This window comes from Pricia antarctica (genome assembly GCF_900101815.1).
Classification (GTDB): Bacteria; Bacteroidota; Bacteroidia; order Flavobacteriales; family Flavobacteriaceae; genus Pricia; species Pricia antarctica.
The window spans coordinates 433072-455752 of sequence record NZ_FNAO01000003.1; the positions used below are offsets into that span (position 1 = coordinate 433072).

15 protein-coding genes are annotated in these 22681 nt (G+C 45.9%); 7 read left to right on the top strand and 8 right to left on the bottom strand.

Features of this window, described 5'->3' with window-relative positions:
• Positions 1-28: 28 nt before the first annotated feature.
• From BLT07_RS07170 to BLT07_RS07185, 4 genes are read left to right on the top strand one after another with little or no spacing between them, the layout of a single operon-like run.
• Positions 29-1252, top strand: a complete 1224-nt coding sequence (locus BLT07_RS07170) for a permease (protein ID WP_091867198.1) — start codon at positions 29-31, stop codon at positions 1250-1252.
• Positions 1253-1258: 6 nt separating this feature from the next.
• Positions 1259-3763: a heavy metal translocating P-type ATPase gene (locus BLT07_RS07175; RefSeq protein WP_091867200.1), complete on the top strand. Its 2505-nt coding sequence runs from the start codon at positions 1259-1261 to the stop codon at positions 3761-3763.
• 17 nt (positions 3764-3780) lie between these two features.
• Positions 3781-4257 carry a DUF305 domain-containing protein gene (locus BLT07_RS07180; RefSeq protein ID WP_091867202.1) on the top strand — a complete coding sequence of 159 codons (477 nt, stop codon included), beginning with the start codon at positions 3781-3783 and terminating at the stop codon, positions 4255-4257.
• Positions 4258-4293: 36 nt separating this feature from the next.
• Positions 4294-6039 (top strand): efflux RND transporter periplasmic adaptor subunit, encoded by a 1746-nt coding sequence (locus BLT07_RS07185; protein ID WP_091867203.1) that lies wholly within the window; start codon positions 4294-4296, stop codon positions 6037-6039.
• A gap of 109 nt (positions 6040-6148) precedes the next feature.
• Here BLT07_RS07185 and BLT07_RS07190 read toward each other — a convergent pair whose 3' ends face one another.
• The 5 genes from BLT07_RS07190 to BLT07_RS07210 all read right to left on the bottom strand — a co-directional run bounded on the left by BLT07_RS07190 (position 6149) and on the right by BLT07_RS07210 (position 12121).
• Positions 6149-7018, bottom strand: coding sequence for an SMP-30/gluconolactonase/LRE family protein (locus tag BLT07_RS07190; RefSeq protein ID WP_091867205.1), 870 nt, complete (start codon positions 7016-7018; stop codon positions 6149-6151).
• 50 nt (positions 7019-7068) lie between these two features.
• Entirely contained in the window at positions 7069-8250 is a 1182-nt protein-coding gene (locus BLT07_RS07195) for an AGE family epimerase/isomerase (protein ID WP_091867207.1), read from the bottom strand.
• Between the two features lie 6 nt (positions 8251-8256).
• Positions 8257-9447 (bottom strand): glycoside hydrolase family 130 protein, encoded by a 1191-nt coding sequence (locus tag BLT07_RS07200; RefSeq protein WP_091867209.1) that lies wholly within the window; start codon positions 9445-9447, stop codon positions 8257-8259.
• A 119-nt stretch (positions 9448-9566) separates the two neighbouring features.
• Entirely contained in the window at positions 9567-10961 is a 1395-nt protein-coding gene (locus tag BLT07_RS07205) for an MFS transporter (protein ID WP_091867211.1), read from the bottom strand.
• Positions 10962-11080: 119 nt separating this feature from the next.
• Positions 11081-12121, bottom strand: coding sequence for a glycoside hydrolase family 26 protein (locus BLT07_RS07210; protein WP_175455273.1), 1041 nt, complete (start codon positions 12119-12121; stop codon positions 11081-11083).
• 298 nt (positions 12122-12419) lie between these two features.
• Between BLT07_RS07210 and BLT07_RS07215 the strand changes: the two genes are divergently transcribed.
• On the top strand, positions 12420-13292 hold the full coding sequence (locus BLT07_RS07215; protein WP_091867215.1) for an AraC family transcriptional regulator: 873 nt from the start codon (positions 12420-12422) through the stop codon (positions 13290-13292).
• A gap of 36 nt (positions 13293-13328) precedes the next feature.
• Here the strand turns inward: BLT07_RS07215 and BLT07_RS20925 are convergent, their stop codons facing one another.
• The 3 genes from BLT07_RS20925 to BLT07_RS07225 form a co-directional block, all read right to left on the bottom strand.
• On the bottom strand, positions 13329-13490 hold the full coding sequence (locus BLT07_RS20925) for a hypothetical protein (protein WP_175455274.1): 162 nt from the start codon (positions 13488-13490) through the stop codon (positions 13329-13331).
• A 188-nt stretch (positions 13491-13678) separates the two neighbouring features.
• Positions 13679-15226 (bottom strand): RagB/SusD family nutrient uptake outer membrane protein, encoded by a 1548-nt coding sequence (locus tag BLT07_RS07220; RefSeq protein WP_091867217.1) that lies wholly within the window; start codon positions 15224-15226, stop codon positions 13679-13681.
• Positions 15227-15237: 11 nt separating this feature from the next.
• Positions 15238-18360 carry a SusC/RagA family TonB-linked outer membrane protein gene (locus BLT07_RS07225; RefSeq protein WP_091867219.1) on the bottom strand — a complete coding sequence of 1041 codons (3123 nt, stop codon included), beginning with the start codon at positions 18358-18360 and terminating at the stop codon, positions 15238-15240.
• 169 nt (positions 18361-18529) lie between these two features.
• Here BLT07_RS07225 and BLT07_RS07230 point away from each other — a divergent pair, with 169 nt between their 5' ends.
• Positions 18530-18853 carry a sulfocyanin-like copper-binding protein gene (locus BLT07_RS07230; RefSeq protein WP_091867221.1) on the top strand — a complete coding sequence of 108 codons (324 nt, stop codon included), beginning with the start codon at positions 18530-18532 and terminating at the stop codon, positions 18851-18853.
• A gap of 30 nt (positions 18854-18883) precedes the next feature.
• Entirely contained in the window at positions 18884-22372 is a 3489-nt protein-coding gene (locus tag BLT07_RS07235) for a VCBS repeat-containing protein (RefSeq protein WP_139205114.1), read from the top strand.
• Positions 22373-22681: the final 309 nt, after the last annotated feature.

Consider the following 22681-nt stretch of genomic DNA (forward strand, 5'->3'; position numbering starts at 1 on the left):
ATAAAACCTTGTACTACAAATCTAAAAGATGAACGACTTTCTAAAACAATGGGGCGAAGCTGCCTATACTACAACGGGATTTTTCTGGATGGCACTATGGGCGTTTGTCCTAGGCTACATCATAAGCAGTATGATACAGATTTTTGTGACCGAAAAACGGATGCAGAAAGCCATGGGCGAAAATGAAGGGAAGAGCATGCTCTTGGGTACATTTTTCGGTTTTATAAGCAGCTCGTGCAGCTTTGCGGCATTGGCGGGCACAAAATCCATCTTTAAAAAAGGGGCAAGTTTTGTTTCCTCCATCGCTTTCTTGTTGGCATCGACAAATCTGGTCATTGAACTGGGGATTATCATCTCTATATTCTTGGGATGGCAATTCGTAGTGGGTGAATATGTGGGAGGCGTTCTTCTGATTTTGATATGTTGGCTGCTGATACGTATCATCAATCCTAAAAAACTGATCGAAAATGCCCGAAAAAATTTGGAAAGCGAAGATGATGACGAGATGGACGACTCCCAAGACTGGAAGAAACAGATTCAAAAAGAGAACAGTTGGGCAAGGGTCGCCAAAAAGTATAAAATGGAATGGCAAATGGTCTGGAAAGACGTCACCGTCGGCTTTACCATTGCCGGTATCGTTGCGGTCTTTGTGCCCGATTCGTTTTTTGAGACCCTTTTTATCAACAGCGGTCAGGGCAATACAGATTTTACCTTTTTCGAGATTTTAGAGCATATTTTGGTGGGACCTGTCGCGGCTTTCTTAACGTTTATAGGTTCTATGGGGAATATTCCGTTAGCTGCTCTGTTGTTTGGCAAGGGAGTGAGTTTCGCTGGCGTGATGGCGTTTATTTTTAGCGATTTGGTAGTTTTTCCGGTATTGCGGATCAATGCCAAATATTATGGGTGGAAAATGTCCCTTTTTATTTTGTTCCTATTGTTTACGGCGTTGATCGGAACGGCATTGACCCTGCACTACGGATTTGACCTGCTCGCAATTTTACCCGATCCATCTCAGGTCAAGATTAAGGATAGCGAATTCTTCAAGATAGACTACACGTTCTATTTGAACATGTCCTTCCTAGTGATTTCAGGATATTTGGTCTATCTAGGATTTTTTAAAAAGAAGGATGTAGAACACGGTATGAGCGAGATGGCGCCAAAAAGTCCACTGTTGGAACGTGTTTTAAAATATATCGCGTTTGTCTGTTACATCTGGCTTGCAGGAGGATTGATAGTGAAATTTTTAATATAGTAAACCATGAAACACACCTATCACATACAAGGGATGACCTGCAATGGTTGTCGTAACCACGTAGAACAAACACTTTCCAAGGTGGAAGGCGTGACTCAGACTTCCGTGAATTTGGAAAAGGAGGAAGCCACCATCGAAATGGATTCCCATATTCCCATCGATAAGTTTCAAGATGCTCTAAAACAGGATGGCGGAAGCTACACGATACATACACCTGGTAGTCATAGCCATACCTCCGAATCAAAAGAGGAAGCCAGGCCAAAAGGCAAAGGAACCGGCACTTTCTACTGCCCCATGCACTGCGAGGGCGACAAGACCTATGACAAACCCGGTGACTGCCCCGTATGCGGCATGGGTCTCGTGGAAGAACAAAACCTTTCCGAAACATCATCCGAGCAATGGACCTGCCCTATGCATCCCGAAATCATAAAGGATGAATCTGGCTCTTGTCCCATTTGTGGAATGGATTTGGTGCCACTGGAGCCAGACCTTTCCGCGGAAGAGAAGACCTATAAAAAACTATTGAAAAAGTTCTGGATAGCGCTAGGTTTTACATTGCCGGTTTTCTTGATTGCCATGAGCGAGATGATACCCAACAATCCATTGTATGAAATCATGGAACAAAAATGGTGGAACTGGATACAGTTCGGTTTATCTATTCCAGTGGTATTCTATGCAACTTGGATGTTCTTTGAACGGGCCTACCGCAGCATTAAAACGTGGAACCTGAACATGTTCACCCTAATCGGTATCGGTGCCGGGGTGGCCTGGACGTTCAGTGTGTTCGGGATGTTGTTCCCTGATTTTTTTCCAGAGCAGTTCAAGACCGGATCCGGTGCGGTACACGTTTATTTCGAGGCGGCAACGGTAATTCTCACCTTAGTTTTGATGGGCCAGGTTCTAGAAGCAAGGGCGCACAGTAAAACAAACTCGGCAGTAAAGGAACTATTGAAATTGGCACCCAACAAAGCGGTACGTGTCGTTGATGGAAATGAAGAGGAGGTTTCCATCGACCAAATCCAAAAGGGAGATATCCTTCGCGTAAAACCTGGCGATAAAATTCCTGTGGATGGCGTGATAACCGAAGGACATACCACCGTAGATGAATCGATGATCTCGGGCGAGCCTATTCCCGTTGACAAATCCGAAGACGATAAAGTGAACAGTGGAACGATTAACGGCAACCAGTCGTTCTTGATGCAAGCGGAAAAAGTAGGAAGCGATACGCTACTTTCCCAAATCATACATATGGTAAACGAGGCCAGCCGCAGCCGTGCACCTATCCAAAAGCTGGCCGATACGGTCTCCGGCTATTTTGTGCCTCTCGTGGTTCTTATTGCCGTGATCACCTTTGTGGTCTGGGCCATTTGGGGGCCGGAACCGGTCTACGTCTACGCACTTGTAAATGCTATTGCCGTATTGATCATCGCCTGTCCCTGTGCGCTAGGGCTGGCGACGCCAATGTCAATCATGGTGGGCGTTGGCAAGGGCGCCCAGAATGGCGTACTGATAAAAAATGCAGAAGCCCTAGAGAAAATGGACAAGGTAGATACCTTGATCGTCGATAAGACGGGAACCATTACCGAAGGAAAACCTACGGTAGAAAAAATGGGTTCGTTCACGGATTCCTTTTCTGAAAGGGATATTACGCAGCTTATCGCTTCCCTAAACAGTTCTAGCGAACATCCACTGGCCGAAGCGACCGTCAAATATGGAAAAGAACAAAAAGCCGAAATCTTAAAAGTGGTAGATTTTAGTGCGGTTACCGGAAAAGGGGTCGAAGGAAAAGTAGATGGGAAAAAGTTGGCCCTGGGAAATGCCAAAATGATGGCCTATGCCAAGCCAGACATTTCCTCGGATATGGAGAAAGAAGCACAAGCCTTTCAAAAACAGGGAAAAACAGTTTCCTTTCTATCCGTGGATGGCGAGGTGGCCGGTTATGTAGTGATAGGCGATAAGATCAAGAAATCTAGTGCCAAGGCCATCAGGGAACTGCAGGACAAGGGTATAAATGTGATCATGCTGACCGGCGACAACCACGACACGGCGCAAGCGGTGGCCGGCGAACTAGACCTCGGCGATTTCAAGGCCGGTATGCTCCCCGAGAACAAACTCGAAGAGGTCAAGAAATTACAAGGGCAAGGCCACATCGTGGCCATGGCCGGCGACGGCATCAACGATGCCCCGGCCTTGGCAAAAAGCGACGTGGGCATCGCCATGGGCACGGGAACGGATGTTGCCATTGAAAGCGCAATGATCACCTTGGTAAAAGGAGATTTGCACGGCATCGTAAAAGCGAGGAACCTGAGCGACGCAGTGATGAAAAATATAAAGCAGAACCTATTCTTTGCCCTGATATACAATACGCTTGGCATCCCCATTGCCGCAGGCGTACTGTTCCCATTTTTCGGGATACTGCTATCGCCCATGATTGCCGCCCTGGCCATGAGCTTCAGCTCGGTTTCGGTCATCGCGAATGCGCTAAGATTACGAACAAAGTCAATTGGATAACAATAAATTCTTAAATTATGGAACAAGAAAAGAAAAAGGAATTAAGCAATTACACGCGATTTTTCTTGATGCTGGGGGGGTCATTTGTGGCCATGTACATTACGATGTATTTAAATACGTATCAGATCGACCACGTCTATTTTAGCCTTACCCGTTTTTATATGACGTGTTTGGGGATAGCCGCAATGGCCGTAATTATGTTGTCTTTGATGTTGAAAATGTATAAAAATAAAAAGAAGAATATCGGCATTTATGTAGGTAGCTTGGTGCTCTTTGTGGGAGCCTTGGTTCTGGTACGGGCGCAAAAGCCAATCATAGGCGATGTTCTGTGGATGAAAGCGATGATTCCCCATCACTCCATCGCTATATTAACCAGCGAACGGGCCAATATCGAAGACCCGGAAGTCAAAATGTTGGCCGAGGATATCATTGAAGCCCAAAGAAGGGAAATTGGTGAGATGAAGGCGATGATCGAGAGGTTGGAAAATGATTAGGTACCTACTATAAATCGATTATTTAAAAGAAATATCATGAACAAGAACATACTATATATCGGTATTGCAGTCGTAGTAGGCCTACTGGCCGGCTATTTTATTTTCGGCAGTTCTGGCAATGATTCCATGGCCGACAAAGACAGTCCGAATAGGTCCGACATCCATGATCATTCTGGCGAGACCGCAGAAGAAATGTGGACCTGCTCCATGCATCCACAAATCATGCGGTCCGAACCTGGCGACTGCCCTATATGCGGAATGGAATTGATTCCTGTCGAGTCGGGTGGCGAAGGTATGGCGATGAACGAAATCAAAATGACTAAAAATGCCATGGCTTTGGCCAATATCCAGACTACGGTGGTGGGAAGTTCTACTCCTGAAGCAGATGGCATGATTTGGCTTTCGGGAAAAATCACCGAAAACAAGGATGAAGCAGCTACTCAGCCCGCCCATTTTGACGGCCGTGTCGAGAATTTATTTGTGAAATCCCTCGGTGAAAAGGTAAGTATGGGCCAACGTGTGGCCACGGTGTACTCCCCTTCCCTAGTGGCCGCCCAGCAAGAACTGATTACCGCCTACCGCATCAAGGAATCACAGCCCCAACTGTATACCGCCGTACGGAACAAATTCAAGAATTGGAGAATACACGGGGAAGTTCTGGATAACATCGAACGGACAGGAAAGGTCTTGGAGCAATTTCCCATTTACTCACATGTATCCGGCGTGGTGACCGACATTACCGTCAGCGAAGGTGCACATATCATGGATGGCGCGCCCATCTTTAAGGTCAGCAACCTGAATTCCGTCTGGGCGGAGTTCGATGCCTACGAAAATCAAATCGCAGAACTCAAAAAAGGGCAAAGGATCAAGATTGTTTCTAATGCCTATCCCAACGCGGCATTTGATGCTACCGTTTCTTTTATCGATCCGGTTTTAAATACGCAGACCCGAACGGTTACAATACGCGCGCTCCTGAATAATAAAGAAGGCATTTTCAAGCCCGGCATGTTCGTAACCGGAAAAATCGAAAGCAAGTCCGAAGATTCTTCCAAACAACTCAATATTCCAGCGAGCGCGGTGCTATGGACGGGGGAACGTTCTTTGGTTTACCTAAAGACGAATCCCAACGAACCCATTTTTGAAATGCGCGAAGTCACCCTCGGCGCTCGAAACGGGGATACTTTTGTTGTTGCATCCGGCTTGCAAGATGGTGATGAGATTGTTACCAATGGCACGTTTACAGTAGATGCCGCGGCACAATTGCAGGGCAAAAAATCGATGATGAACCCAGGTAGCGACGAAGATGATAAAACGATGTCAGAGATGCGAATGGAACTGTCTAAAAATACCCAAGATGTGTTTAAAAAAAGTGTTCCCTCTTATCTGGACATGAAAGATGCTTTTGTCGATGGCGATTCCAAAAAAGTATCACGTTTCGCCAAAGCGACATTAGAGAAAATAGAGGCCGTACCTGAAACGGAATTGGGCAAAATGGAAAAATCCCATTTCTCTAAAATAAAAAAGAGGTTGGCCGCCATTGCCGAAAACGATGCTATTGAAAACCAACGCGACAACTTTGTGGTCTTGAACGAGAATATGGTGCCTATTGTTATGAACATTGATGACATGGATCCCAAAGTATTCATCCAAAAATGCCCGATGGCCAATAATAACCGGGGAGCCTTCTGGATAAGTGCCGATGAGGAAATACGCAACCCCTATTATGGCGTACAGATGATGACGTGCGGGAGCATCATTGATTCTGTCGATCACCCAAATTAAAAAGTTATTTTTTTTGGCTTGATGATTCTTTCCTGCCTCTTTCAACCCACAATAAATCGCTGCAGGCCTTACCGATGGCCTTTTCCACTCCAGTTATGATCAGTTTGTATTATCCTTTAAATCTAGGTTCAACTTGTCCTACCGTGTCCGTTTCCACGACAAAGCATCTTCCCGCAAGAGGATTCTCTTTCTGTTCCTTCTCGGATAAATTGATACGGGAAGTGGTAATCAAAAGTGTTTTCAAATCTTCGCCCCCAAAGCAACAACTGGTAACATGTCGCACCGGTACAGCAATATCTTCGATCCATTGCCCCTCTGCACTAAAATGACTGACCTTATATCCATCCCATATGGCCACCCAAAACCCGCCTTCACTATCAACGGTCATTCCATCCGGAAATTCGTTTTTGGGCCATTTAATATGATTTCTTCTATTGGAAATATTTCCGGTCTCGATATCGTAATCGTAGCCATACAGCACATTGCGGTTCGTATCGATCATATAATAGGTTTTCCCATCCGGAGACCAACCCATCCCATTGGTAATAAAGATATCGCTTTCCAAATGATGAACGCTGTGATCGGCATCCAAGCGATAGAGATTTCCCGTATCGTTGGTGCCGTCATATTCCATGGTACCGGCAAAAAAGCGGCCTTTGGGGTCGATGGCTCCATCGTTCATACGTCTTTCGGGCACATCGAGCTCGGGAGAATCGGCGACCAATTCCAACCTATTGGTAGTCTCATCATAAAACCCGAAACCATCCCTGACACCTACCACTGTTTTTCCGTTCTCACAAAGACCGATTACCCCCAGTTCTTGGCCTACGTTGAATTCCTGTGATGTACCGGTCATCCAATCCACCTTAAAATAAGACCCCTTTATAAGGTCGACGCAATAGAACGTTTTTTGGATCGGACACCAAAGCGGTCCTTCGCCGTGAACGGGTTTGATGTCGAATATGGGTGTTGCCTTCATTTCATCCTATTTATCAACAGCTTTTAAACTGCGGCAATCGAATACCTTATTTAATCCAGCAATTTAATAATTTCCATGCAAGCCCGACTATTATGGTAAGGACATTTCCAAGGCCCCAACTTGTTTTCATCGGTATAGGGCACCCCCTGGCGATTCACGCGAAAAAACCATTCCCCCTTGTCGTGGTCAATAATTGTATCATCGATGAACCGCCAAAGCTTTTTGGCAAAGGATGTATATCTTTTATCCTTGGTAATTTTAGAGACATAAAGCAGCCCTACGATGGCTTCCGCCGGTGGCCACCAATGTTTGTCCGCATCCAACTTTCCCGTTTTTAAATCGATGGCGTTGAAAACACCAAAGTCATCGTCCAGCGCCTCTTTTATAAAGATATCGGCGACCTTTACGGCCAAGGCTTCCGTCTTCTGTGTAAGGTTGACATTTTTTAGGGTTCTTGCCGCAATTACCAACAGCCAGACGGCTTCGATATCGTGCCCGTAAGACGCCTCGGAAGATAGGTTCTTCCAATCGTTTGAAAGAAATAGTTTAAAATGATTATTTTTCGAAGCGAACTTTTCCAAAAACAAATGGATCAGATTTTCAAGGGCTTTCCCGACCTCAATATCCGACTTCACCTCGTAAAGTGTGGTATAGGCCTCCAAAATATGCAAATGGGTGTTCATGGTCTTGGGGGCGTTGAGGTCTTTTTCACTAAGGCGCATATCCTCGATGGCATCCCAGTTTTCGGCGAAAGCTTCAATGTATCCCTCTAAATTCAGGTCGAGCGCATGGGTTTCCACCAACTGGAAAAGTTCCATAGCCCAGCTCAGTACTTCCTGTTGTCCGCCATATTTATAATACTCCGCAAGGGCATAAATGGTAAATGCTTGGGCATACACCTGTTTTCTGCGATTAACGGGATTCCCCAAATAATCCAGTTCCCAAAAAACACCTCCCTGCGAGGTATCCTTAAAGTGGTTCATTACATAGGAATAGGCCCTTTCACATTCGCTTTTATAGCGGTCGTCCGCAAAATAATTGGAGGCCGCAGAAAACGCCCATAAAATACGGGTGTTTAGGATGATGCCTTTCGGAGATTCGGGAATGGTCTTACCAAAATGGTCGATACGCCCCAAAAAACCGCCATGTTCGGTATCGGGGGCATTTTTCTGCCAATAGTCTAGGATATTGTTCAGTTCAGCTTTGACCTTCGTTACGAATTCCTCTTGCATAGCACTTTAATATAAGCCCTTGTTCTTCTCGATCAATTTCAAAATGGTCTCGACAGACCCATTGGAATACAGCTTGTCTTCGGGCGTATGCTTGCAATAATCGATCAAGATGTCGATAGTAGAAGTTGCGACATGCATGCGCGTATCGGAGGAGGCATAATAGACAAATACTTTGCCGTCGCCGTCGGCGATCCATCCATTGGAAAACAAGACGTTGCCCACATCACCGATTATCTCGGAATCGTTGGGCGCCAACACATAGCCGCCAGGCTGATGAATGACTTTTTGGATGTCGTTCAGATCGGTCATGAACATATACAGTACATACCGCAGTCCCGCTGCCGTATTTCTCACGCCATGCGCAAGGTGTAACCAGCCTTCCTTTGTTTGTAAGGGGGATGGGCCTTGGCCATTTTTAAGCTCATAAACGGTATGGTATTTTTTGGGATTGATGATGACCTCGTCCATAACCTCGGGGTGGGCCATACTATCGATAAAACCGAGTCCGATACCACCTCCGACACCGGTCTCTATGAATCCGTCTTGGGGCCGGGTATAAACGGCATATTTACCATTGAAAAATTCCGGATGCAAGGTGACATTGCGCTGCTGCTGTGAGTTGGAGATCAGGTCGGGAAGCCGTTCCCAATTTTCAAGGTCTTTGGATCGGATGATACCCGCGTTGGCGATGGCGGCGGACGTATCTCCGTTCGGGGCATCAGGATCTTTTTTTTCGGAGCAGAAGATACCGTAGACATAACCGTCTTCATGCCGTATCAAGCGCATATCATAAGCATTGATGTCCTTTTCCTTGTTTTGCGGAAGGAGCATCGGCCGTTCCCGAAATTTAAAATTATCCACGCCATTGGGACTTTCGGCCAAAGCGAAAAAGGACTTTCTATCACTACCTTCCACACGTACGGCCAAAACGTAATTGCCTTCCCATTTAATAGCTCCCGCATTAAAGGCCGCATTGATACCTATTCGCTCCAGCCCATGCGGATTAGTTTCCGGATTAAGGTCGTACCGCCAATATAAGGGTGTGTGCGCAGCCGTAAGTATAGGATGTTCGTAGCGTTGGAATATACCGTTGGAACTCGGTAAGGGAGCGTTCGTTCTTTCTAGCAGGTTTCTATGTTCTTGAAACAAATGGATAAACGTGTTTGTGGTTCTGGGCAGGGTCATTTTTTTATTCATTTGAAATTGCAATTTATTTTTTTGGCCCTTCGACGGTGCTCAGGGTGACATTTTTAGTAGTGTTGGCCCTTCGACTTTAGTGCATGCTGAGCGCAGTCGAAGTACCTAGGATGACATTTCTAATCTTCGTTGACCCTTCTTTCCGTTAATTCCTGGTTGACCTTCAGCATCAGCGGATCGTCCAACTTGTAAAAAAAGATAAACACAGCGGATAAAAAAGCCCCAATAGCGGGCATAAAACTGAGCATCATCCGTATGCCTGTTTTTGCTTCTTCGGACTGTACAACGTTGGCCTCGAAACCATAGTTGGCGAGCATCCATCCGGTAACGGCACCTCCTAAGGTCCACCCCATTTTTTGGGACATTGATGAGGAAGAAAAAATAAGTCCCGTTGCCCTTCGACCCGTCTGCCATTCCGAATAATCGGCGATATCGGCATACATCGACCATAACAGGGGAAATATAATACCGGCACAGATACTGATCAAAAATTGAAAGACAAAGATTAACGCAAGGTTATCCTCCTTGAACCAGAAAAATATACAGCTCAATATAGCGGCAATAATCATGGCCCAAAAAAAGGTCTTTTTCTTCCCGAACCTATCGGATACCGTTTTAGCCATGACCACCCCCACGATATTGGCCGCTTGCCCCAATACAAGGTATAGCGTACTGAAAGTGATTGAAATCTCAAGGATAGGCAATAGAAAGGCGTCCTGGTTTTCAAAATAATATTTAAAATAATAAATAGTGGACCCGTCCCGAAGGGAATTAAAAATCAACGAAAAAACGCCCGCTCCCAAGAGAATGAACCAAGGACCGTTGCCGGCCAGGTTTTTGAGATCCGCCTTCAAAGAGGTCTTTTGCTCCTTTGGCAATGGAATCCTTTCCTTTGTAAAATAAAAAGTGCCATAAAAGAACAGGGCGGCGATAAAGGCATAGATAATCATCGTGTATTGCCAGCCCTGTTCCGGATTGGGCGCGCCCCCTTTGAAATTGGTAAAATAATCGACCAAGGGCTCTGCGGTCGCCAGCACCAGAATGCTGCCCGCAAAAGCAAAGATAAAACGGTAGCTCGCCAGCGCGGTACGGTCTTTTAGGTTCGAAGTGATCACTCCCAAAAGGGAAGCATACGGTACGTTGACTGCCGTATAGATCATCATCATAATGCAATAGGTGACGTAGGCATAGACCAATTTGGCAGGGGTATCAAAATCAGGAGTAGTAAATAGCAGCACTCCAATGATACCAAATGGGATGGCCATCCACAGAAGATAGGGCCGGAATTTGCCCCATTTGGTGCTGGTTCTATCTGCAATGATGCCCATAACGGGGTCGTTGGCGGCGTCGAATATCCGCGTCACCAAGAACATGGTGCCCACGGCGGCGGCGGTAATCCCAAAGACATCTGTATAGAAAAAAAGCAGATAAACCGAAAACATTTTCCAGAACATCGACGAGGCAAAATCGCCAAAGCCGTAGCCCATTTTTTCATTTAACTTTAGTTTTTCCATGGTCAGGTTTAAATCTCTTAGGGTCTGATGCGCTCAGGTCGGTCAGACACGTATTTCGCTAATGGATACGAATTAATTTTTTTTAGGATTTGGAATTTGGTGCTTGAAATTTATACCCGTTATTTAATTCTCTTCACTTCCTTCAAAAAAAGAACATGTGGCAGCTTTTTAAAACGTACAAAATCTTCGCTGCTTCCTTGGCCGGTAAAAGGTGCAAAATAGTGATCGGGCCAGGCATTTCGCCAAAACAATGCCCAAGCGATACCAGAATTGGCCATTTCCTTATCAAAAACCTGGGTCCACCAATCGGGCACTGGAATCGTATTAAGGCCAACTTCCGTCAGGGCATAGGGCATATCTTTTTCGGTGGCTATTTTTTTAAGTAGGGGGATGTCCCGTCTCAGCTGTTCCACGAACTCCTCGGTTGTGCCGTGTTGATAAATGTCGAGGCCGAGCATATCTACATAATCGTCGCCCGGATAATAGCGTAGAAAATCCTCAGGGTGGTTCAGGCCGTTGGGCGAATAGGCGTAAATTACGTTATGGACCCCGAATTCCCTGGATAAAATATCCACGGTTTCGCGCCAAAGGGTCTTGTATTCTTCTGGTGTGCAATTTCCTGCGCCCCACCAGAACCAGGCTCCGTTCATTTCGTGGTAAGGGCGAAAGACAACTGGAATGGCGTTTCCCCTTTTATCCTTTAAATCATTTAAAAAATCCGCCACCCTTAACAACCAGGCGCGGTATGGGGTATGCAAAGAACCGCCTTTGATGATATGTTTTACAAAGGCCGTGGTATCCCAGGTACTACCACCGGAAATCAGGTTATGGGCATGCCAACTTAGGCTTATAATACCCCCGGCGTTATCTGCCTTTTGAATGAGTTTTTTCATCTGCCCGAAATTGACCGTATCCAGATTTTGGATATTCCCCAGTTCCACATGGCCGATGTCAAAACCGTAAACCGCCGGATAGTCCCCGGCAACATCGTTAACGTCGCTGCGATATTCCTTAGCCTTGTTCTTCCATCCCATACCATAGGCCGTTGCATCTTGATGTCCGAAACCGTAACCTTGTTTGGCGATTTCCTTGATCTTATTAAAAAGATACTTGGTTTCACGGGTGGCCTGCGTATCGGTTAAGGAGGCCTCTTTTTTCATAAGGGCAGTGGTCGATTTACAAGATTGTACGGACACTAAAATCAAAAATAGCATCGACAGACGGGAATAAAATTTATATGGAAAAATAGGAGCAACTTTGTGGAAGTACCTTGACATAAGTGGATTTTTATTACCTTGGAAATAATTGCATAACAATGCAAGCCTATTAAAAAGCGAGCCATGAAGTTACCGAATCCGTAATTTTTTGGAGTTTCATGGATTCCAAAGATAATTATTGCCTGTTGTTCGCATTAATCCTATTTTATCAATTTGCATACTAATTTGTCATTTTCTGCCGATGGAAGCCAATGTATATCGTGAAATAACCCCGCTAACCTCCCAAGACTGTTTTCTGGTCTTCGATCGGACCAAGGAAGTTTTTACTTTCCCGATTCATTTTCATCCAGAAATGGAACTAAATTTCATCGCCAATGGTAAAAATTTACGTCGGATAGTTGGCGACAGCTTGGAAAATATCGGAGCCTTGGAACTTGTGCTCGTAGGTCCCGGACTTGTTCATGGGTGGGAACAACATCACTGCAAATCAAAAAATATTCGGGAAGTGACCATACAGTTCCACAACGATCTTTTCGATAATGCATTTTTGGGAAGGAGTATTATGAAGCCTGTCAAAGATATGTTCGACCGGGCGGCGCATGGCATCCTGTTTTCCGATACGGTCACTCAAAACATGGCCCCCAGGATAAAGAAGGTATCAAAGTTGACCGGCATGGATTATTTCCTTGAACTCCAGTCCATTTTTTACGATTTGGCCATATCGCGAAACCAGCGTTTGCTATCAACCTCTACGGTGCAGCTGGAAGATTTTGAAAATAGCGGGAAACTAAAATCACTTTACGATTATATTCAAGAAAATTATGCCTCTAAAATCCCGCTGGCGGAAATATCCGATTTGTTGAACATGAGCGGCGTGTCGTTTAACCGGTTCATCAAAAAACGAACGGGCAAAACTTTTGTTGATTATTTAAACGCGGTCAGGATCGGATATGCTTCGCAAATGTTGGTTGAAAAAGATTTGGGAATATCGGAAATCGCCTATAAATGCGGGTTCAACAATATCGCCCATTTTAACCGTATTTTTAAAAAAAATAAGGGAAGCACCCCATCGCAATATCGTCAGGATTTTTCAGGAATAAAGCGAGTACTTTGATTTTACATCACTTTATACAGCAAATTTTTAGTGGCTTTAATACCTTCCGGGCTGACCAAAGCGTTCTTTGGCGACTTTTGGAAAATCTAACGGATTCAAGGGGTCTTGCAACACCTTTTCCGGCCCGGTCGCCAACCCTTTTTGCCATTGCCCGTACTCTTTTTTACTGTTCCCAATTGTTGGCGATGCAGTGCCCATTGTGAAAGGGCCAATGTTTGTTTCGGGGCATTGGGCTATTCGAAATCCATCATGAACGGGGCTATTAGAATTGAACTTGATTTTAGAACGTTTCTTCGTTTCATTGCTGCGGGGTATTTTAGTTTATAAGGTAAAAAGAGCCTTTGATCAAACAAAGGCTCTTTTAAAACTAAACTAACTCAACTGTTTTAATACCCTGGATTCTGGGTGAGGTTCGGATTGACATCAACCTGCTCTTGGGGTATGGGCATAAGGTCTCTGCCGTTTGGGACCGTGACGCCAAACTCTTCTTGGAGGTACCGGACATGCTCACCGGTTCGGCGAAGCAACCACCATAGCGAAAACTCCCCGGCCAGTTCATGACGGTATTCGGAAATAAGGACATCTATCATATCACCGGTAGGCGTTGTGGTCAGACCCGCCCGGTTTCGGATTTCCATGATAAGCTCCATGGCTTTGGCATCGTTACCCGTTCTGTGATACGCTTCTGCCAAGCTTAAACGGGTCTCACCGTATCTTAGGACAATCAAATTCTGCCCCCCGAAGATGTTCGGACCGTTCCAGCCGTCCACTTTCGGGTTTCGCCACATTTTAACATTGTAGTAGCCCTGTCGGCCCGGTAGACCATCTGCGCCAAGCCAAGGATCTTCAACCGTACCGTTGGTATTGATGCCCCCATAGCTTTCCTGTACATTGGGATAGTCTGAGATGTTTATCAATGGATCTGGATGTTCTTCCCCAGGCCCTATAACCGACCAGGTCTTTCTTATATCACCCGTTTCAAAGGAGTCGTAAAGTGGTTTAGCGGCCGCAGAATAACCTCCGCCATTGCCCACTTCATTGGGCATGGAAAACGATTGGATAAAGGTTACGTTATCGCTACGTCCCCAGCTAAGATCGCCCGCGTTGTCATAGAGCTGGACTTCAAAAATGGATTCCTTTCCGTTTTTGTTGACCTCCGCATGGATGTCGGAAAAATTTGCTTCCAGTTCATAATGACCTTCCAAGGCTTCAAAAGCGGTTATCGCTTTTTCATATTCCCCAAGCCACATGTAGGCTCCGCCCATATAAGCATAGGCGGTTCCCCGGGTCAATCGACCCTTGTTCGCATCGTCATATTCCCAGGGAAGTGATTTTGCGGCTTCCTCCATATCCAAGGCTACTTGTTGAAAAACTTCGTCTTGGGTGTTTCGTGGGGCAAAGGCGTCTGCGCTTCCACCGGCAGGTTCAAGTACCAAGGGCACACCACCAAAGTTGGAGGCCAGTAGGGAGTACAATACCCCACGCAAGGCAAGACATTCCCCTTTTAAACGATTTCCTAGTTCCGTATCTACCGTACCGTTTTCGATGGCGGGTTCAAGGTCTTTAAGAACGGAGTTGGCCCTACCGATACCCCTGTAATTAATGATCCAAAAATTATTAAAAGCGCCAAAGGTCGGTGGGATCTCAAAGGTCTGGAAAAAAGTATCGGCCCCGATGTTCAAATAATCCTGGGTCAAAAAGTTGGCCGGATAAAAGACCGCTTTGGTCATATATTCGGCGGGGCTTGCCTGAAAGGTGTCGTATACCCCCGTTACTGCGGCGACTATGGTTTCTTGCGAGCTAAAAACGACCTCATCGGTAAGTCCGTCAAATTTTTCATCTTGTAAAAAGCTGTCCGAACAACCGAACATACCTATCACGACAAAGGAGGTAATCACCTTGGTCCATCTTCTGTTTTTTATATGTATTTTCATAGTGATTTTTTTTAAAATTGTAGATTAACACCTAAGGTAAAAGAACGGGTAATAGGATAAGCTCCTGTGTCGATGCCTCGGGATTGCACTCCAGAATTACCGTTGTTGTCGCGAACTTGACCGATTTCGGGATCCCATCCGCTGTAGCCTGTTAAAGTAATTAAATTTTGCCCGCTCACATATATTTTTGCGGAAGCCATACCTAAGTTTTCTATCAATTTGTTCGGCAGGCTATATCCCAATCGTAAGTTACGTAGGCGAAGAAAAGAGCCGTCTTCTACATAATGATCCGAGACTCTATTGTTTTTATTGGGATCAGAGATTACGGCTCGTGAATAGGTATTAGAGGGGTTGCTCGGCGTCCAGCGGTTATTGTAATAATTGGTGCTGATGTTCGAATAGGCATTGTCAAGCCCATAGCCTCCAAAGGTTTCCAGTTCTACACGGGAAAAATTCAAAATTTCGTTTCCGTAGGTACCATAGATATCGACCTGGAGGTCAAAACCCTTGTACCCCGCGTTGAGATTTAAGCCCCCATAAAAGTCGGGGAACGGACTACCGATGACTTCTCGGTCTTCTCCGGTGATAAACCCGTCATTGTTAAGGTCTTTGAATTTACGGTCTCCAGGGGCGGTGGCAGCCGATTGATAAGCCCCGATGTCTTCAGGGGCCGCTGCGTTCAAAGCATCGATTTCCCCTTGGGTCTGGAAAATACCGTCGGCACGATAGCCGAAAAAGGTACCGACGTTGTTGCCTGTATACGATCTTGTGACCCCTTGCCAGTTATCCACAAAACCTGGCGCGAATTCGGTGTCGAAGATAACGTAGTCATTTGCGCCGACCAATTCGGTGATATTATTTTTAATGGTGGTAAAATTAGCGGATACGTCCCACGTAAAATCCCCGTCGAATTTCCGGTATCCTACCAAAATCTCGAAACCTTTGTTGGTCACGTTTCCGCCGTTTACCGATTTGGTCGTGAATCCTGTTTGAGAGGGTATGGCTTGTTGGAAGAGAAAGTCCGAAGATTCCTTATTGAACCAGTCCGCGGTAAGATAGAGGCGGTTGTCCAAAAATTCGGCCTCAATACCGATATCGGTCTGGATCTGCGTTTCCCATTTAAGGTCAGGGTTTGCCAGAGATACCGGTTGCAAGCCTTGAACGGGTGACCCTCCGAATACATAGCCTGCATCATCACTAGTTTGACCATTATTATAATTGGCCAGGTACTGAAAGGCACCGATACCCAAAAAGCTGCCCGTTTGGCCCCAGCTGCCGCGCAATTTTAAAACGTCGAAGAAGCTGTCTTGCATAAAAGCTTCCTCATCAAGGTTCCAACTCAACGCGAAGGAAGGGAATACTCCGTAAAGGTTATTGGCGCCAAAGTGGTCGCCGTTACCGTCCCTACGTACGGTCGCGGTCAGGTAATACTTGCTATTGTAATTATACTCCAACCGCGCAAAGGTACTTGCCAGGGTACTGGTGCCCCAAGTGCCTCTACGATCGGTAATTTCTGCCGCTTGCGCAAGATCGCGGATTTCGTTATTCAAAAATCCCTGACTGTTGACATAAATATTCTTATATTTCGATCGTTGCGCCGATAGGCCCGCCAATAGGTCTACCTTATGTTTTCCGAATTCATTCGTATATTGAAGAATTCCTTCCGCAATATATTCGTTCGAGGTGTTCTGTGAAATGTTATAGGAAGCATTCGGATTGTTATCCAGGCCACCATTGTTGTATGTGGGAGTAAAGCCCCATCCCGCATAATTTTGTGAGTTAAAGCCGAAGTTTCCCTTGGCAGTTAAATGGGGCAGAAAGTTGTACTCCAGACTAAAATTACCGAGCACTACATTTCTGCCATTGTCGTTATCGGGCCGCAAGGCACCAGCCAGCACGTTGGAACTTGTAGAGACCAGTTCCGAATCCGTAAAGGCCCCATAATTACCGTTTCCGTCATAGGGCAGGTTCGTTCCCGTACGGTTGTCCAAATACGGTACGTTCGCGAATACCTTTAAAAGGTTATAGTATCCCGCTCCCAAATTCTGGAAGTTTTCACTGTAGGCATATTTTATATCGGTCTTCAACCTAAGCTTGTCCGAAAGGTCGGCATCAAGATTCAGGCCCACGTTATATCTTTTGAACGAGGAGGCAAGCACTACCCCATCTTCATCAAGGACACCGGCAGTAAAGGCGGCCCTGAGTTTTTCGCCCCCGCCCCTGACACTGATATTGTGCCCGGTTCTAAAAGCGGTATTAAAAGCATAATCTTGCCAATCGATATTCCGCAACGCGCCGGGGTTGCTCCATTCAGGCAAGACCGCTTTTTCTTGGGCCGTACCTAGGTCCTGGGCCAGAGTAGCAAACTGTTGGGCATCGAGAACGTCGATGTTATTCGGAGCCAATCGAACGCCGGTCCAAGAATCGACGGAAACGACCAGTTTGTCGCGAGTACCGCCCTTGGTCTCGATGATGACTACCCCGTTACTCGCCCTTACGCCATAAAGAGCACCCGCAGAGGCATCCTTTAAAACAGAAATCGATGCAATGTCGTTCGGATTCAAAAAGGAAATATCTTGCGTTGGAAATCCGTCGATTACATATAACGGAGTGGTGTTCCCAAACGAGCCAACCCCGCGAATGTTCACGGATACCGAAGCACCAGGCGCTCCTGAATCCTGGGTTACGTTGACCCCGGCCGTCTTGCCCTGAATGGCCTGATCGACACTGGTATTTGGAAAACTAGTGATAGCATCGGATTTTATGATACCCACCGCACCGGTCAGGTCTTTTTTCGTAGAGGTGCCATAAGCGACTACCACGACCTCTTCCAAGGCCTGTGCATCTTCCTGTAAGGTAACTGCAAGGGTCGCTTGGCCGTTAACGGGAATCTCCTGTGACAAATAGCCTACATACGAAATGGACAGAACGGCATCTTCTCCGATATTGTCCAAAGTAAAATTTCCGTCAAAATCGGTCTGCGTACCGGTAGTCGATCCTTTAACCACTACGCTAGCACCTGGCAGCGGTCCCGTTTCATCGGACACCGTTCCAGACACACTTTGCGCCTGTATAAAGCCGCAAAACATAAAAAGCCCTAAAAAAAGGGAATTTTGAAATAATCGGTTTTTCATAATTTGAGTTTACGTGTTAGTTATTCGTGTTTGAGTTTGAAGTGCTAATTTTTTGCGATTGGAAATATGATAGTTTAACCTCATTATAATTATGGAATATCCAGAATAACTTGTGCTATTTAAGACATTCCAAAAATAAAGCTAAGATTAAGATTATGTTAACGGGATATTGTCAGTTACCGATACGATTTTTTCAGGGATACTTCCGGTAACCAAAAAAGTGCTTACTTTGGTTATGGATTTTGATTTGGCCGTGCCCTCTGTAGACAAAGTAGCCGACATGGCATTACATATGGGACTCGATGGCGCCGATTATAATTACGTTCCCGAAACCGACCTGGTCATCGCACATACCGGCATTTTAGAGCCAAGGTCCTCCCAAAAATTATATTTTGAGGTGCCGACCGACGCGGGTATTTACTGGATTGTTTGTACTTTTCCCGGGCATGCGGCTTCCATGCGGATCAAACTAATAGTAACGGGGAGTTCGTGAGCACCCATTTTTTGACTTAAATAGACATTCTTGAAAAATCTTCGTTTACCGTCTGTACTGTTTATGATGCTGATTGCGGTCGTGGGCTGCCGACCCGATCGACCCACCTCAAAATTTGAGCTGCTTCCCTCTTCGGAGACCGGGATCACCTTCAGCAACGATATCAAAGAAACTATAGATTTCAATCCTTTAAATTACCTCTACATTTATAATGGGGCCGGGGTAGGCACGGGGGACATCAACAACGATGGACTTCCCGATCTTTTTTTTGGCGGAAATGAAGTCCCTTCACGTTTGTATTTGAACAAGGGCGGGATGACTTTTGAAGATATCACCGAAAGTGCCGGGATATCCAAAGAGGGCTGGGCCACCGGCATCAGTTTTGTCGATATCAACACAGACGGCCTAATGGATATCTATGTCTGCATTGCCAGCAAAGAGGCTGCAAAGGCGGAAAACAAACTCTATATCAACCAGGGTAATACTACGTTCAAGGAAGAGGCGAAAGCCTACGGCCTCAACGATTCCGGTTATAGTACGCAGGTGGCTTTTTTTGATTATGATAAAGACGGTGATCTTGATGCGTACGTGCTGACCAATGGCATGGAAAGTTTTAATCACAACAACCTGCGACCGATCAAAAAGAACAATCAAGGAATAAGTACGGACAGACTCTACAAAAACAATGGTAATAATACCTTTACCAATGTCTCAGAAGAAGCGGGTATCACCATTGAAGGCTACGGCCTGGGCATCGGCATTCTAGATGTTAACAATGATGGCTGGCCTGATGTCTACTGTTCCAACGATTTTATCACGAACGACCTATTGTGGATCAATAACGGTGACGGCACGTTTACCGATGGGATAGAAAAATATATCACCCAGACCTCCAGCAATGGCATGGGAATGGACATTGCGGATTACAACAATGATGGTCTCGAGGATATCGTGCAGATGGACATGCTGCCCGAATCAAACCTGCATAATAAAACCATGACCCCGGTCATGAACTACAATGGCCAGACCTTGCGTTACGACAAGGGATATATGCCCCAATATGTGCGAAATACGCTTCAATTGAGGAACAAGGATGCTTCCTTTTCGGAAATGGGACGCCTGGCGGGAATCCATAAAACGGACTGGAGCTGGGCACCCCTAATCGCCGATCTTGACAATGATGGTCTCAAAGACCTTTTCCTGACCAACGGTTATGGAAAGGATATTACCGATCTCGATTTTTCCAATTATGCCGTGGGGATGAACAATCCCTTTGGCAACGATTCCGTACGAAAGGCAAGGATTTATGATAACGTAAAGAAATTGCCTACCATAAGCTTGGCGAATTATTTCTACAAAAACGAAGGTGACCTATCCTTTAAAAATGTTACCAAAACTTGGAGCCAAGGGCCAAATAGTATTTCCAACGGGGCCATTTATGCAGATTTGGATTTGGACGGCGATCTGGACCTGGTATCGAATAATATCAATAGCGAAGCATTCGTCTATAAGAACTTGACGATGGAAAATAAGCAACAGAACACCCGTTATCTGGCCGTAAAACTGAAAGGGCCCGAACTAAATCCCGGTGGTATAGGGGCAGAAGTCACCTTATTTTATGGGAACACTATCCAAAAAACCCATGAATATCCGGTGCGCGGTTATGTTTCCTCGGTAGATCCCGTACTCCATTTCGGCCTGGGAAAAAGAAATTCCGTGGACAGCCTACGGGTGACTTGGCCCGATGGAAAGACACAAATACAGCGGAACATTAGCACCAATACGCGAATCGAGCTTTCTTATGACGATGCCAAAACCATAGCGGACGAGCGCATCCCTAAAAAACCCACCCTTTTGCAAAAAGCCGACGGAACAGTTTCCCGGATGGTACACAAAGAAAATGCCTATGTCGATTTTATGGACCAGCCCCTACTGCTCAAAATGCTATCCCGAGAAGGACCGGGACTTGCGGTAGGCGATGTTGATGGGGACGGCCGGGAAGACCTTTTTATGTCCACCGCGCTTAAAGACACATCCTATATCTGGAACCGGGCAAAGGATGGAACTTTTAAGAAAGGCCCTGCCCTGCCGCAATCCTGGAAGTACGAACAGCAGGGCAGCATCCTTGCCGATTTCAACGCCGACGGAAGGCCCGATCTTTACGTGGCCAGCGGTGGCAATGAGCTCCCCTATGAATCCGGAAACTATCAAGATCAATTGTACATGCAACAACCGGACGGATCTTTTGAGGTTTCCGGTGGGCTTCCGCAGATAAATTCCAGTACGGCAACGGTAAACGCCTCCGATTATGACGGTGACGGCGACCTGGACCTTTTCGTCGGGTCACGGCTTAAACCGAACAGCTATCCCGTAGTCGATCAAAGCTACATCCTACAAAATATAAACGGCAGTTTTAAAGATGTCACGGCCGCAGTAGCCCCTGAAATTGCGGATATCGGTATGGTGACCTCCGCCTTATGGACCGATTTCAACAACGACAACGCCCCTGATCTTATCGTGGTCGGTGAATGGATGGAAATAACATTTTTTGAAAACCAGAACGGCCTATTAAAGAATGTAACCTCCGAAAGTGGAATGCCCGGCCTGAGCGGGTTCTGGAACAGTATTAACGGTGCCGACTTTGACGGGGACGGAGACATCGATTACATCGTCGGGAACTTTGGAGAAAACACAGACCTGACAGCCTCTGAAGAAGAGCCTTTGACCATCGTGGCCAAAGACTTTGACAATAACGGAAAGATAGATCCCATTCTGGGTTGTTATGTCAACGGCGTCAACTATCCGGTTCCCAGCCGGGATGCATTGATCTCACAGATATCTTCCATGAAGGGGCGATTTCGTTTTTATAAAGACTACGGTAAAGCCACCTTTGATGAGGTCTTTACCAAAAAAGAACTGCAGGGGGCGATACGCAAAGAGGTCACCTCGCTCAAAACAACTTATTTAGAAAACAAGGGTGATGGCAAATTTGTCCACAAAGCATTACCGCTTGTGGCACAGATGGCCCCGGTTTACGGTATTTCGATCGAAGATCTTGATGATGATGGACATTTAGATGTACTGCTTACCGGCAACAGAACCGATACCGAAACCTTGGGCGGCTCTATGAACAGTTCGAAAGGCATAGTGCTATTGGGCAATGGCAAAGGAAATTTTCAAAATACCACGGTTGACGTAAGCGGATTTTACACCCTTGGCGACGCCCGGGGCACGGCCCAACTTGTAACCAACGAAGGAGTAGATTTTTTGGTGGCGAACAATGACGGGGTCATGCAATGTTTCACAAAGAAGAGTCCAAAAAAAACCATCTTATTAAAACAGAACGATACGTATGCCGAAGTTACGCTCACCGATGGCACTTCGTATAGACAAGAGTTTTATTTCGGTTCGGGCTATTTGACCCAAAATTCCCGAAAATTGCAGGTCCCGGATACTGCGATGGAAATTATCATCTTTGACTCGCAGAACGCCAGTAGGCAAGGTTTGAACAAAAAGTAAGGATGCCGGAATTTTTTCAAGATCGGTCCGGCAATTGCAAAAACCACCATCATAAAGAATGATACACAAGCGGATGATATAAGGTGGCGAATTGGGTATCAATTTAGGGGGTGTGCCCAAAAAAGGGTATAAGCAAATATATGAGTAGGGTATTGTGGAAACCAAAAAAATTGTATATTTGCACCACTGAAAGAATATCTAAAGTATTCATGAGGGGACAATTAGTCCTCTTTTTTATTTACAGAACTTTCCCGCTGAAACGGACGGAACATCCAACCAAGGAAAGTTTGGGCAAGCCCGATGCGTTCC